The organism is uncultured Microbulbifer sp. (genome assembly GCF_947504145.1).
In the GTDB taxonomy this organism is placed as follows: Bacteria; Pseudomonadota; Gammaproteobacteria; order Pseudomonadales; family Cellvibrionaceae; genus Microbulbifer.
This window is the reverse complement of the sequence record NZ_CANNGQ010000002.1, coordinates 644,271-658,069: the sequence shown is the minus strand read 5'-3', so window position 1 is coordinate 658,069 and position 13,799 is coordinate 644,271. Positions and strand designations below refer to the sequence as shown.

Here is a 13,799-nt window from a genome sequence, read left to right as displayed (position 1 = left end):
ATGACTACTAATTCGCTGGCTAAAAATTTACTTGGCTTCGCTCTTGGCGGTGCGGGCACCACCTTTGGAAGCATTCGGCTTTTCTTCCTGCTGACCGCGCCCTTCGGGCATCGGCTGGGTGCGGTAACTCCAGATCAGCAGAGCGATACCGGCGGCGATCATCGGCAGGCACAGCAGCTGGCCGCGGGTCATCCAGCCGAACATCACTTCGATGCCCACATCCGGCTGGCGCACGAATTCGACCAGGAAACGGAAGATGCCATATAGAAGAATGAAGAGGCCACCCACTGCCAGACGCGGGCGCGGCTTGCTGGAGAATATCCACAGCACCACGAACAGCACCAGCCCCTCGAGAAAGGCCTGATACAGTTGGGACGGGTGACGCACCAGCAGCTCCGGGTCCCGCGGGAAGACCATGCCCCAGGGACCGTCGGTCTCGCGGCCCCACAGCTCCTGACCAATAAAGTTGCCGATACGGCCGAGGCCCAGGCCAATGGGGACCAACGGGGCAACAAAATCGATCAGCGCCGGGAAGGTGGTGCCGATCTTGCGCGCGTAAATTGTGGCCGCCAGCATCACACCGACCAGCCCCCCGTGAAAGCTCATTCCGCCTTCCCACACCTTGAACAGGCTGAGCGGGTGGGCCACAAGCTCATTAAAGTTATAAAAGAACATGTATCCGATACGGCCACCCAGCACCACGCCGATGGCACAGAACAGGATGAGATCTTCCACTTCGGATTTGATCACCGGCGACCACGGTTTCTGCGCCCGGCGCATGGCCAGCCACCAAGCTGCGGCAAATCCGGCCAGGTACATCAGGCCATACCAGTGGATCTTGAGGGGCCCGATGGCCAGCGCAACAGGATCAATTTCGGGGTAAGTCAGCATGCTCGAACCGCGGTTATTCAAAGTGGGCGTTATTATGGTTGGAAACTCATTGCCATTTAAAGCCCGAGTTAGGACGCGAGAAGAAAATCCATGTGCCTTCTATTGATCGCCTACCAGCAGCACCCCCAGTATCCACTCCTTCTACTGGCGAACAGGGACGAGTTTTACCGGCGCCCGACGGAACCGGCGCACCACTGGGTTGGCAGCGCCATAATTGCCGGCCGGGATCTCGAGGCGGGGGGCACCTGGCTCGGCATCACTCCGGGAGGACGGGTCGCTGCGGTGACCAATATCAGAGAACCGGGCACACCCGAACCTGCAAGGGTGCTCTCGCGCGGCGAGATACCGGCCAATTTTCTCGACGGCGGTCAATCCCCACAGGACTATGCCGCAGCGCTGCCGGGCGCCCGCTACCGGGGTTTCAACGCCCTGCTGTTTGACCACCACACTGAAAACGGTCTGGTCTGTGCAAACAATCGCCACGCTCCCTTTACCATGCCTGCCGGTGTACACGGCATCTCCAACGGCGCTCCGGACGCGCCCTGGCCCAAGGTCCGCGACGGCTGCCAAGGGCTGGCGGCCCTCATCGATGGACTGCCGAGCAGGCTAGATACCGGCAATTTTGTCACCCCCGCACTGGCGCTGCTCGCCGACGATAGCCGCGCACCGGAGCCACAGCTGCCCGATACAGGGGTAGGCCCCGCCATGGAATCGGCACTGTCCTCCATTTTTGTGCGTATCAATGACCGGGATACCGACGGCAATAGCGGTTTAGGTGGCGGGTACGGGACCCGTGCCAGCACACTGGTCACGGTAGACAGAAACGGAGGCGTGCAGCTGTGGGAGCAGACTTATACTGACGGGGTGGTCAGTGGCAATCCGCGTTATTTTTCCTGTCCCGCCAAGTAATCCCCGCCCGTTTCTTTCAAATCTCGCAAACCATTCCACCCCGTTATTTTCCGCCAGTTTGGCGTCTTTTCCCCATCAACTTGGCACCGCGATCGACCAGTTGCGCTTCGATCATTTCCCGGCCCGTTATTTCGTAAGGTGAAATGAAGTTCGCGCCAAGCAAATTTCGCATTTGTTGCCATACTTAATTTCACAGGCAGGCGGATGTTGAGATACGCGCTAAGTGTTCTCGATATCCGCTTCAATAAAAGGAAGGTCGCGCGGGATGCTCGACTTAGGTGCGCCGTTGACGGACTTTTTCGTCAATTGCTTCAGGAGAGGCGCGCCGAAGGTTGGGAAGGTATGAACGATCGGGCACCCGGCTTCCGCACTGTAAACCGGCGCCCTGCAGTATCGCTGAGGTACCATGTCATATTTCATTCCAGAGCGTCGCAAACGCAAATCATCGCTGCCACTGATTTTTCTCGGCAGCCTGTGCGTGTTCGCCCTCTATTACGCTTTCACTGCCAATCAGAAAACGGTCCCGGTTCTGCCGGAGAACGCCGTGCGTCCACATCTGGTGAACTGGCTGGAGGACAACCCCGACGCCTGGCCCGCCCAGGACCCCATCTTCAACCCGGTGGCGGTACGCCGCATCTATCGCCGCACGGACTACCGCCTGTTGTGGTTCGATAACTACAGCCTGAGCGATACCGCCAACGATCTGCTCAAGCAGCTCACCGCGTCCAGTTCGGGGAACCCCAGCAGTATGGTGGACTATCGCTATCATCTGGGTTACTTCGACCGCACCCTGCGGGATACGCCACAGCGACTGCAGATGGCCGCGGTACTCGATGTGCTGCTGACCGATGCGTTCATCTCCTACGCCCAGGACACCCAGCTGGACAAGCTCAACCCGAGCGCGCCCAAGCACCAGCCGCGCCTGCGCGGGAAGGACATCACCCCGGTGAACCTGACTGAAGGAGGCTTCCAGATGGCCAGCACCCGCAGCCTTTCCTCCGACACTGCCGACGACTGGCCCGAAGAGCCGATACACCTTGCCGCCAACGACAGCGGCCGCCAGTACTTCCGCGGCTACAACCGCGGTAGCCAGAGTGTGGATCGGTCGCGCTACTACACACAGCGCGACAGTACCCAGCGAGCCAACAGCTACAGCAGCGGTTCTCGCTACGGTACCAGCCACTCGGCACGCTACTCCACCCGCAGCTACCCGCAGACCTACCCCCGGGTTATGCCCCGCTTCCGCAACCTGCAAGGAGAAGGTGAAGGCGCCGGGCGGGCTCCCAGCCACGGCGAAGGGTTGTTCGTCGAGGAAAACACTCCGTTTGGCAGCGATGCCCAGGCCCTGCGTGAGCAGCTCGCCCACTACCGCAACATGGCCGCTTCCGGCCGCTGGCGCCCGCTGCCAGCTGGCCCGGCGATGACCATGGGGGCCAAGCACAACAATGTGGTCCACCTGCGCAACATGCTCGCGGTGTACGGGGATTACTACGGCTACGGCGATATGAACAGCAAGAAGTTCGACCAGAGCCTGCACCAGGCAGTGGTTCGCTTCCAGATTCGTCACGGCCTGAAACCCGACGGTATCGTGGGCAGCCAGACCCGGGAGCGCCTGAACATCTCTCCCACGGCGCGCGCACATATCATCGAGACCAATATCCGCCGCCGGGAAAAGCTGCCCGCCAACCTCGGCGAACGCTTTGTTCAGGTCAACATTCCCGGATACAACCTCAACTATGTGGAGCACGACCGGATCAAGCTTTCGATGAACGTGGTGGTGGGTAAAAAAATCCACCAGACCCCAGAGATCAATACCCGCGTGGCGCGGGTGGTATTCAACCCCACCTGGACGGTGCCCCGCAGCATCCTGGTGAATGAGATACTGCCCAAGGCCCGCGCCAACCCCCACGGCATGGAAAACATGGGATACCGGGTGGTCAATGGCAGCGGTGAATACCTGCCCCTGAATTCCCAGAACCTGAAACGCGCCGCCGCCGGTGGCTTCCTGATGCGCCAGAAAGGTGGTGAGCAAAACATTCTCGGCCGGGTGAAGTTCGAGATCCCCAACGGGGACGATATCTACCTGCACGACACCCGCGCCAAGAGCCTGTTCGGCCTCACCGACCGCGACTACAGCCACGGCTGTGTACGCCTGGCCAAGCCGCGCCAGCTGGCAGAGGTACTGCTGCGAGACGAGCCGGGCGACTGGAGCCGCTACCGGATCGAGCAGCTGACCATCGGCGACGAAACCACCGAGGTGCGCATGAGCCAGAACGTGAAGGTCTATCTCACCTACTGGACCGCCTGGGTGGATGGCCAGGGTCGCATGCACTTCCGTCCGGACATCTACGGAAAAGACGGCCTCGCGGTCAACCAGTTCCAGTAACCATCAACTGAACACCGTTTAACCCCACTTCTCTCACTGCCCCCCTCAGCTACCGGGTGGAAGATCCACCCGGTAGCTCCTCTGGAGTCGCTACTCCAGAGCTGCCATTCCCAGGCAGTTATTCCGAATCCGCTACAAAGTCCCCCTCCGCATACCCCAATCTTATTTGGCGCCAACCCGGTCACAAGTTACCAATTAGAGGGTCAGAGCTCGTCCGGAGAAATTCTGGGCCGGTTCATACGCTTTGCGGCCAACCGGCCGTTTGAGACTGGCTTCAGGGGTCACCGATGGGTAACAGACGGGATTTTCAATTGAATCTGGGCGCGGCGGTGATGCTCTCGCTCTCATTGGATGCGGCGTCACTGGAATCCACAGCGCCGGGTACCGACAGCCAGCAGGCGCCGGTACAGACACAGGAGCAGACACCGGAACAGCCGGTCACCTCCACCAACCCTTCCGAATTCGCCACCGTCTCCGGCTCATACAGCCCGTTTACCCCCTACGGCCGCCAGTACGCGTTGATGCGCGAAGAGCTGGCGCGCTACCGCACCCTGAGTGAGGGGGAGCACTGGCAACCCTTGCCCAAAGGCCAGACGCTGGCCCCAGGCGTGCGCGACCCGCAGGTCAGAGCACTGCGCAGCCTGCTGATGCAGTACGGGGACCTGCCCACCGCCAACGATATGGCCAGTGCCGAACTCGACGAAAACGGGAAAGCCAGTGCCACAAAAGCCGCCGCCGAGCTCTACGACAGCGATGTGCGCCGGGCAGTGGAGCGCTTCCAGCGCCGCCACGGTCTGCGTGCCGATGGCATTGTCGACCGCGCCACCCGCGAGCATCTGAACACACCTCCCGCGCGCCGCCTCGCCACCCTGCAGGCCAATCTCGACCGCTGGGAGAAAATGCCCAAAGACCTGGGGCCGCGACACATTGTGGTCAATATCCCCGAATACACCCTGCGCCTGATGGAGGGCGAGCAGGAGCAGTACCGGATGCGAGTGGTGGTGGGGAAATCCAAGCACCCGACCCCACAGTTGAGCACCCGCCTTACCCGGGTTGTCTTCAACCCCACCTGGACGGTGCCAAGAAATATCGCCGTGCGCGAACTGCTGCCAAAGGGCAGCGCCAACCTGACCGCCGGTGGCTACCGCCTGGTGAACAACCGCGGCAAGTCCGTGCCCTTCAGCGGCCACAACCTGCGGGCTCTGCGCCTCGGCAGTGTGGCCCTGCAGCAGCGCGGCGGTGAGGGCAATGCCCTGGGGCGCTTCAAGTTTGTGATCCCCAACCAACAGGCGATTTTTCTCCACGACACCCAGAAAAAAAATCTGTTCAGCCGCAGCAAGCGCGCGTACAGCCACGGCTGTATCCGCCTGGAAAAACCCCAGGAGTTCGCGCAGATCGTTCTCGCCGATCAGGGCTCCCGGCCCAGCAAGTGGGACGCGGAGCGGCTCACCCGCTATACCAGTGGCAGCCGCACCCGCTCCGTCGCCCTGGATCAGCCAATTCCCGTGCACATCGTTTACTGGACAGCCTGGGTGGATGAAGAGGGGCTGCTGAATTTCCGCCCGGATATCTACGACCGCGACCAGCCCACAGGCAGCAATAGCAGCCAGGCCGAATGAGGAACGGGGGTTTCCATGCGCACCAATACCATCGCCAGATCACATTGCCGACGAACCAGTAGCCGTCACTTTTACGCCATCGTGGCTGTCAGCTGCTGTGCACTCCTGCCGTTAACGACCTACGCCGTTGTCGAAGACACTGTCGAACCACCGGTGGAACAGTCCGCGCCGGCAGAACCGGCGGAAACGGAACAAGCACAGCAGGCCGAGCAAAAAGCCGAACAGCCGAAAGCGAAGAAAGAAAAAGCCGAACAACCCGAGGAAGGACAGGTAACCGCTAAAAACAAACCGGCACACCAACAAACGGAAAAAATAGCAGACGTAGAAACGGCATCAGAACCGAAGAAAGAAGAAAGCGGCGCAAATATAGCGAATGCCGCAGATGCCGCAGATGCCGCAGATGCCGCAGATGCCGCAGGCACACCCTACACCGGTGAAGACAGCGCCGTGAATTTCGCCACCGCGGGCGATACCCTGCGCAAACAGGCTGAGCACTATCGTCAGTTGAAAGACCACTGGCAGCCCATTGCCACCGGCGCGACTCTGCGCGCCGGTGACCAGGGGCCGCGCGTCGCACAGCTGCGCAAGCTACTGCAGCTGTTCGGCGACTACAGCGGACACCCCGGGCCAATTATCGAAGCCGCCGCCAGCCCCGACCGCTTTGACGCGGGATTACAGTTGGCACTGGAGTCCTACCAGCGCCGCCACGGTATCCCCGTCACCGGCATTGCCGACAGGGCCACTCTGAAAGAGCTGGAGCGCCCGCCAGAAGCGCTGGCGCGGGTACTGGAAATCAATGCCGAGCGCTGGGACAAGCTCCCGGACAAGCCGGGCAAACGCTACATTCTGGTGAATGTGCCGGACTACCAGCTGCAGCTGATCGACAACCGGCGCATCGCGCTGTCGATGAAAACCGTGGTGGGCAAAAGCAGCAAACGCACCCCGGACATGACCACCAAAGTGGTCTCGGTGGTATTCAACCCAACCTGGACGGTGCCCCGCAGTATCCTGCTCACCGATCTGTTACCCAAGGCCCGCAACAACCCTGAGGCAATGCACAAACGGGGCTACCGGGTAGTGAAATACGGTACCAACACCACCACCCCCATCAGCGATGAAAGCATCCAGAGTGCCGCCAATGGCAAGGCGACCCTGCGCCAGATCTCAGGCCCGGGCAATACCCTGGGGCGGGTGAAGTTCGTGATCCCCAACAAGCAGGCGATTTTCCTGCACGACACCCAGGCCCAGAGCCTGTTCGAACACCCGCACCGGGCGTACAGCCACGGCTGTATCCGCCTGGAACAGCCGGAAGAGCTGGCCTATGCGTTGCTCGGCCCCCAGGGCTGGGACAGAACCCGGGTCGCTCAATCGACCACAGGAGACGAGTCGGTCACTATCAAAGTGGATAACCCGCCCAAACTGTTCATTGCCTACCTAACCGCCTGGGTCGATGGCCTGGGCAAGGTGCAGTTCCGCCCGGACGTCTATCACCGGGATAACTGACCCCAGCGGCCTCCCCCGTGCGCAAACGACCAGGGAGGCCCATTTTCCTGATGTGGATGAGCAATTTATCCGTTCCGCACTCCCCCTCTTCTGCGTCATCTCGTATATCCCCCCCCGCCCCAGCAACGCCTTCCCAGCCCGGAAAGCCGTCTGGACAGCCCTGAAACCGGCATTTCCCGTCCCCAGAACCCGGCAGTCTCGGCGAGGCCAGCAAATGGAAGCCAACCGAACACCCACCAGTCAGAGAAAAATTTAATTCTAATTATGACAGCGCTGTCACCCGGTTTTTAGGGCTTCCCCATGACTGACCGGCAAAAATAATCCGCCTTCCCTAGCCTGCTAGAAAAAAAACACCAGGTTATTTTTTGATCAATTAGTGATAAGCGCTGATCTGTTTGTAACCAATGATTATTTTTCGTACAGTGCATCCATGCCGAGTGGCACCGGAAGCAACTCGAAGATCAGATGCTCAAGACGGCAACACTCACGACTAGACCAAAGGCGGTAACAGGGTATGAAAGAACTTTCACGACGCAGGTTTTTAGCAGTTTCTGCAGCCACCGCGGCGGCGGTTTCAGCCGGCCCCGCAATGGCAAAAGTGGGCAAGTCGCGCAACCTGAAGATGCGCAACCTGCACACCGGTGAGCGCCTGAATACCGCCTACTGGGCGGACGGCGACTACGCCAGCAGCGGCCTGAAGCAATTCAATCGCCTGCTGCGCGACCACCGCGCCAACGAAGTAACACGTATGGACCCGAAACTGTTCGATATCGTGTACAAGTTGAAAGAAAAGCTGAACTACAACGGCGAAGTCGAGATTATCTCCGGATATCGCTCGCCCAAGACCAACGCCAAGCTGCGCGCAGCTGGCCGGGGCGTGGCGCGCCGAAGCTACCACACCCGCGGTATGGCACTGGATATCCGCATGCCGGGTGTCGCACTGTCCAAGCTGCGCCAGGCGGCAATCAACCTGAAGGCTGGCGGTGTGGGTTACTACCCGAAAAGTAACTTCGTACACGTCGACACCGGTCCGGTACGCCGCTGGTAATCACCAGCCACGCTGGCCCGGGGGCAAGCGTCTAAACAAGCTCCCAAACCAGAAAACCCAGGCATTGCCTGGGTTTTCTGCGTTTGCGAATACGGTTTTTGGACGACTGTCGGCGGCTAATCCTCGACCGGCATCGTCACGCTAACCGGCGTCATATCCTCTTCCCGCGCCGGGACCTCGGTATCACCGGAAATCAGCCCCAATACCGCTTCGATCTGATGGCGGCTGCGCTGCAGCTCATCCGGCGCCGCCAGCTCGATGGGGTCCTCCATTTTCAGCAGCCGCTCCTCCAGCTCGGCAAATGTCTGCGCCAGCGCGGTGGTCTGGTGCCGGTCCAGCATCAGGTCCGCCAGCCCACCGCCGCCTTCCGGCAGCCAGCTGGCCTGCAGATTGCGCAACATGGCCAGCAGCGCCTGTTTGGAGTCTGCGGCGCGGCCGCTCTCCACATCACTCTCTGAGCTTTCCGGCAAGCGCGGCAGAATCTCATTGCGCAGCAGATCCATATGCGCTGAGCGGATCCACTGCAGGCGCGCCACCGGCGGCTTGGCCAGATAGCGCTGGGAGAGGTCATTGGCGGTCAGCGGCCAGCGCGCGGACAGACCGGACAAATCCTCGCTGATCCCCTGGGTGATCAGGCGGGTCAACTCCCGGCGGCGATTGGCGGCCTGGGCTTCCGGCTTCTCTCCGGCACTCGCCTTGGCAAACTGGCCCGCAGTGCGCTCACTGGTCGGCCCCCACAACATGACTTCCAGCGCGTGAAACCCGGTGCTGGCCTCTTCATGGGCGGTCAAGCGGTGCTGTTTGCGCAGATTGGCAAGAGTCAGTTCGATGGCAGTGTCGTTGACGATGCCACTGGACGAGTAGCCCGGCACCGTATCCAGATATCCGGCCTGGGTGGGCCAGCTGTCCAGGGCCAGCAGCAATTCTTTGCCCTGCTGCTGAAGATCCGCGGGCGAGAAAGCCACCTTGATAAACGGCATCGAACCGGCCAGCTCCCGGTGAGCGTCCAGCCAGGCCAGCTTGGCGGCCTCCAGGTGATCTTCGGTGGGAGACTCCAGCAGTTTTGCCACTGCCCGCGCCAGCGCCTGGCCGGCGGCCTCCGCATCAATAATCTGCGCCTGCCCGGCCTGCCAGTACTCGGACGAGAAGGCATCGGCGGCGGCTTCGTTGATTACCTGTACTGGCGCCGACTGGGTACCGGTTTCTGTCTCGGTCTGTGGCGCCTTGCGCTCACAACCGCCTGTCAGCAACAGGCCTCCAGTCAGGGCCAATGCGAGCGGCAAGGTCCGGGCCAGGGCGGGAAAAGATTTGAAGACTGCGTATTTCACGTGATTTCCGAACTCGTTTCTGTGCGTAGAAGGGAACTAGTAGCGTAGGCGAAGCGCACCCGATTACCGCGTCAGCGCGCTGGCAAAATCCTCGCGGTCACCGCGCAGGCTGATGACCTGCCAGCCGCGACTCAGCGCCGCATCGCGCAATTGGGCATCCGGGTCTACTGCCACCGGGTGCTCCACCTGCTTCAGCAGCGGCAGATCGTTGATGGAATCGCTGTAAAACCATTTTTCGCCCTCGGCGTAGCGCGGGTGCTGATCCAGCCACTGCTGCAGCCGCACCACCTTGCCCTCCTGGAAACAGGGTTGGCCCGCCACGCGGCCGGTGAACTTTCCGTCTACCTCTTCCGGCTCCGTCGCCAGCAGAGTATCCACTCCCAGTTTGGTGGCGATGGGCTCGACCACAAAGCGATTGGTGGCGGTGATGATCATGATGTGGTGGCCGGCATCCCGGTGGTGCTGGATTAGTGTCTCCGCATGGGGTAACCAGATATTACCCACCACCTCATGCATGAACTCCCGCTGCAGGTTCTGCAATTGCCCGCGGGAAAGCTGTGCCAGGGGCTCCAGCGCAAAAGACAGATAGGCGAAGATATCCAGATCCCCACGCTGGTAATCCCGGTAGAAGCGGTCGTTCTCGCTGCGGAAGCGCTCGCCGTCCACACATTCGCGGGTCACCAGGAACTCCCCCCAAGCGTGGTCGCTGTCGCCACCTATCAGGGTGTTATCCAGATCAAAAATCGCCAACTGCACAAAGAATCTCCTTTATTGACTATAGGGCACCGGTGACGCGCAGGTTGCCCAGATGGCAACTTTTTACGTCAAACCGGTACTGCTGTTCCATTGCGAACGGAAAAAAACCGCCCCAGAGGCCCCAGAAAGGCGGATGATTTTACCCTGCCGAGGAAGGGGTTACACCGACCGACGTCACCGAATTGCCGTATTTCAGTCGCTGTGGAACAATGCAGGACATTATGGTGCGGAGGTATCCCTTACCTGACGAATTGCGCACCACACAAATTTGAGGACGGTATTTTGGGCGACGGCAAGCAGACACCCGCCGGGCGTAAAAACCGCCGCAGACCCGCCAGGTCATCCGCGCGCAACGAGAAATCCGGCGGCGGTAAAAGCACGCCCAAAGCGGGCGCGGAGAATACTGGTGCAACTTCGGACAACAGTAGCAATATCGACAGTGAGGGCTTCCGCCCCAACGTCGGCATCATTGTCCTGAACGAGCGCGGTCAGGCCCTCTGGGCCCGCCGGGTAGGTGGCAAAGACGCGTGGCAATTTCCCCAGGGCGGCATCAACCCCGGTGAATCCCCCGAGCATGCGCTCTATCGCGAGCTCTATGAAGAAGTGGGCCTGACCCGCAGCCAGGTAACCCTGCTCGCCTGCACCCGCGGCTGGCTCCGCTACCGTCTGCCGCAACGTCTGGTACGACGCCGCTCGGAGCCCCTGTGCATCGGGCAGAAACAGAAGTGGTACCTGTTGCAGATAAATGCCGAAGAAAGCAACATCAGCTTCAACAATGGCTGCAAACCGGAATTTGATCACTGGCGATGGGTGAGTTACTGGCACCCGTTGACCAAGGTGGTGACCTTCAAACGGGAGGTCTACCGGCGCGCGCTCACCGAGCTGGCGCCGACACAATTACAATTGGAAAGACGCTGGCTGAAGCGTGACCAGTAACCCTGTAACCGCGGCGGCTTGTTCGCCGCCAGAATCAGGATCAAACAGCCACCGGCGGCCGCACTTGCGAGGGCGGCGGCAAGAATACGGCGAGGAAAGCCAATTTGCTCGGATCACTGCGCAGTATCGTTCAGGAAGTAAACACCGCCCGGGATCTCACCACGGCGCTCGATATTATCGTGCGGCGGGTGCGGGAGGTGATGGACACCAAGGTGTGCTCTGTCTACCTGCGCGACAAACAATCCGATAACTACGTGTTGATGGCCACCGAAGGCCTGAATCAGGACGCCGTCGGCCAGGTCCATCTTGCCCCCGGCGAAGGCCTGGTGGGTAATGTGGCCACCCGCGAGGAGCCGATCAACCTCGAGCACGCCGAGGCCCACCCCGCATTCCAGTACTTCCCCGCCACCGGTGAGGAACGCTTCTCCGCATTCCTTGGCACCCCCATCATCCACCACCGCAATGTCCTGGGCGTGTTGGTGGTGCAGCAGACCGAGCGGCGCCGCTTCGACGAGGGGGAAGAGGCTTTTCTCGTCACCCTCTCCGCCCAGCTCGCCGGGGTCATCGCCCACGCTGAGGCCACCGGCGCCCTGGTCAATATGGGCCAGCAGCGCAACGAAGCGAAATTCACCGGTCTCGCTGCCTCCCCCGGCGTCGCCATTGGCCGCGCGCATATTGTTGCGCCGCCGGCCAACCTGGCCACCGTCCCCTTTGCCTGCACCATGGATGTGGAAGGCGAGCTGAACCTGTTCCACCAGGCTCTGGCCGCAGCGCGAGACGAGATCCGCAACGTGGGCGAGCGGCTGAAGAACGATCTGAACAAGGAAGAGCGCGCGCTCTTCGATGCCTATATCAGCATGCTCGACGACAACTCCATTGCCGTTGAAGTATGCGAGCGGATCCGCCAACAGCTCACCGCCAGCCGCGCCTGGGCCGAAGTGATGCTGGAGCATGTGCGCCGCTTTGAAGCCATGTCCGACTCCTACTTCCGCGAACGCGCCGCCGATGTGCGCGACCTCGGCGGGCGGGTGCTGATGCACCTGCGCCAGCAGGAGCAGAGCCGGCGGGAATACCCGGACAACACCATCCTGGTCGGCGAGGAGCTCACCGCCTCGGTGCTGGCGGACGTACCGCGGGAAAAACTCGCGGGCCTCATCTCCATCAAAGGCTCCGCCAACAGCCACGTTTCGATCATTGCCCGCGCCATGGGCGTACCCGCCGTGATGGGCGCCCAGGAACTGCCCTGGGAGCAGGTAGACGGCGTCGACCTGGTAGTGGACGGCTACCGTGGCGAATTGCACATTCACCCCAGCGCAGAACTCAGACGCCGCTACGACGCGATCGTCGAAGAGGAGCGCGAGCTTGCGCGCAACCTGGACCACCTGGCCAAGCTCCCCTGTGAGACCGCCGACGGCCACCGCATACGCCTGTGGGTCAACACCGGCCTGATGGCAGACGTGGTGCGTTCTCTGGAACGCGGCGCCGAAGGCGTCGGTCTGTACCGCACCGAAGTCCCGTTTTTATTGCGCGACCGCTTCCCCTCAGAGGAAGAGCAGCGGGAAATCTACCGCGAACAATTACAGGCCTTCGCCCCGCGCCCGGTGACCATGCGCACCCTGGATATCGGCGGCGACAAGGCGCTCACCTATTTCCCCATCGAGGAAACCAACCCCTTCCTCGGCTGGCGCGGCATCCGCGTCACTCTCGATCACCCGGAAATTTTCCTCGGCCAGGTGCGCGCAATGATGAAAGCGAGCCTCGGGCTCGACAACCTGCGCATCATGCTGCCGATGATCAGCGGCGTGGGCGAACTGGAAGCCGCACGCAAACTGGTAGACCGGGCATTTGATGAACTGATCGACGAAGGCTACGCCATCCAGCGCCCGCCGCTGGGCATCATGATCGAGGTACCCTCCGCGGTGTACCAGGCGCGCGAACTGGCCAAGCGGGTGGACTTCATGTCCGTGGGCAGCAATGACCTGACCCAATACCTGCTGGCGGTGGACCGCAACAACAGCCGCGTGGCGGGTATCTACCACAGCTTCCACCCGGCGGTATTGCAGGCGCTATTGCAGGTGGTTACCGCCGGGCACGAAACCAGTACCAAGGTGGGTATCTGCGGCGAACTCGCCGGCGACCCGGGCGGTGCACTACTGCTTGTGGCCATGGGTTACGACGTGCTCTCCATGAACGCCACCAACCTGCCGCGGGTGAAAGCCGCACTGCGGGAGGTGAATAAATCGGACCTGGACCGTTTGCTGCAACAGGTGCTGCTGATGGAGAGCCCGGAACAGATTGAAGAAAAGCTGCACGGGTATCTGCACGATCTCGGTATCGGCGGACTGGTGCAGCCGCAGCAGGCCGAGACGAGTTCAAACACCTGAGCCGTGGATGCGAAGGCCCGGCCACCAAACCCACTCCAA

10 protein-coding genes are annotated in these 13,799 nt (G+C 61.2%); 7 read left to right on the top strand and 3 right to left on the bottom strand.

Going from position 1 to position 13,799, the window contains the following annotated elements:
- Positions 1–27: 27 nt before the first annotated feature.
- On the bottom strand, positions 28–891 hold the full coding sequence (lgt, locus tag Q1A74_RS09355; RefSeq protein ID WP_299595026.1) for a prolipoprotein diacylglyceryl transferase: 864 nt from the start codon (positions 889–891) through the stop codon (positions 28–30).
- A gap of 90 nt (positions 892–981) precedes the next feature.
- On the opposite strand from lgt, the gene Q1A74_RS09350 reads away from it, so the two are divergent.
- From Q1A74_RS09350 to Q1A74_RS09330, 5 genes are all read left to right on the top strand, one after another.
- Positions 982–1,800 carry an NRDE family protein gene (locus Q1A74_RS09350; RefSeq protein WP_299595024.1) on the top strand — a complete coding sequence of 273 codons (819 nt, stop codon included), beginning with the start codon at positions 982–984 and terminating at the stop codon, positions 1,798–1,800.
- A gap of 406 nt (positions 1,801–2,206) precedes the next feature.
- Entirely contained in the window at positions 2,207–4,186 is a 1,980-nt protein-coding gene (locus Q1A74_RS09345) for a L,D-transpeptidase family protein (RefSeq protein WP_299595022.1), read from the top strand.
- Between the two features lie 287 nt (positions 4,187–4,473).
- Positions 4,474–5,805 carry a L,D-transpeptidase family protein gene (locus tag Q1A74_RS09340; RefSeq protein WP_299595020.1) on the top strand — a complete coding sequence of 444 codons (1,332 nt, stop codon included), beginning with the start codon at positions 4,474–4,476 and terminating at the stop codon, positions 5,803–5,805.
- 15 nt (positions 5,806–5,820) lie between these two features.
- Complete coding sequence (locus Q1A74_RS09335; RefSeq protein ID WP_299595018.1) at positions 5,821–7,308, top strand: L,D-transpeptidase family protein; 1,488 nt, start codon at positions 5,821–5,823, stop codon at positions 7,306–7,308.
- Between the two features lie 514 nt (positions 7,309–7,822).
- Positions 7,823–8,356, top strand: a complete 534-nt coding sequence (locus Q1A74_RS09330; protein WP_299595016.1) for a DUF882 domain-containing protein — start codon at positions 7,823–7,825, stop codon at positions 8,354–8,356.
- A gap of 116 nt (positions 8,357–8,472) precedes the next feature.
- Here the strand turns inward: Q1A74_RS09330 and Q1A74_RS09325 are convergent, their stop codons facing one another.
- Both Q1A74_RS09325 and Q1A74_RS09320 read right to left on the bottom strand, forming a co-directional pair.
- A complete protein-coding gene (locus Q1A74_RS09325) occupies positions 8,473–9,684 on the bottom strand; it encodes an imelysin family protein (RefSeq protein WP_299595014.1) in 1,212 nt (403 codons plus the stop codon).
- Positions 9,685–9,747: 63 nt separating this feature from the next.
- Positions 9,748–10,440 (bottom strand): HAD family phosphatase, encoded by a 693-nt coding sequence (locus Q1A74_RS09320; protein ID WP_299595012.1) that lies wholly within the window; start codon positions 10,438–10,440, stop codon positions 9,748–9,750.
- 432 nt (positions 10,441–10,872) lie between these two features.
- On the opposite strand from Q1A74_RS09320, the gene Q1A74_RS09315 reads away from it, so the two are divergent.
- Together Q1A74_RS09315 and ptsP are read left to right on the top strand one after the other, a co-directional pair.
- Complete coding sequence (locus tag Q1A74_RS09315; protein WP_299595591.1) at positions 10,873–11,376, top strand: RNA pyrophosphohydrolase; 504 nt, start codon at positions 10,873–10,875, stop codon at positions 11,374–11,376.
- 104 nt (positions 11,377–11,480) lie between these two features.
- Positions 11,481–13,760: a phosphoenolpyruvate--protein phosphotransferase gene (ptsP, locus tag Q1A74_RS09310; protein ID WP_299595010.1), complete on the top strand. Its 2,280-nt coding sequence runs from the start codon at positions 11,481–11,483 to the stop codon at positions 13,758–13,760.
- Positions 13,761–13,799: the final 39 nt, after the last annotated feature.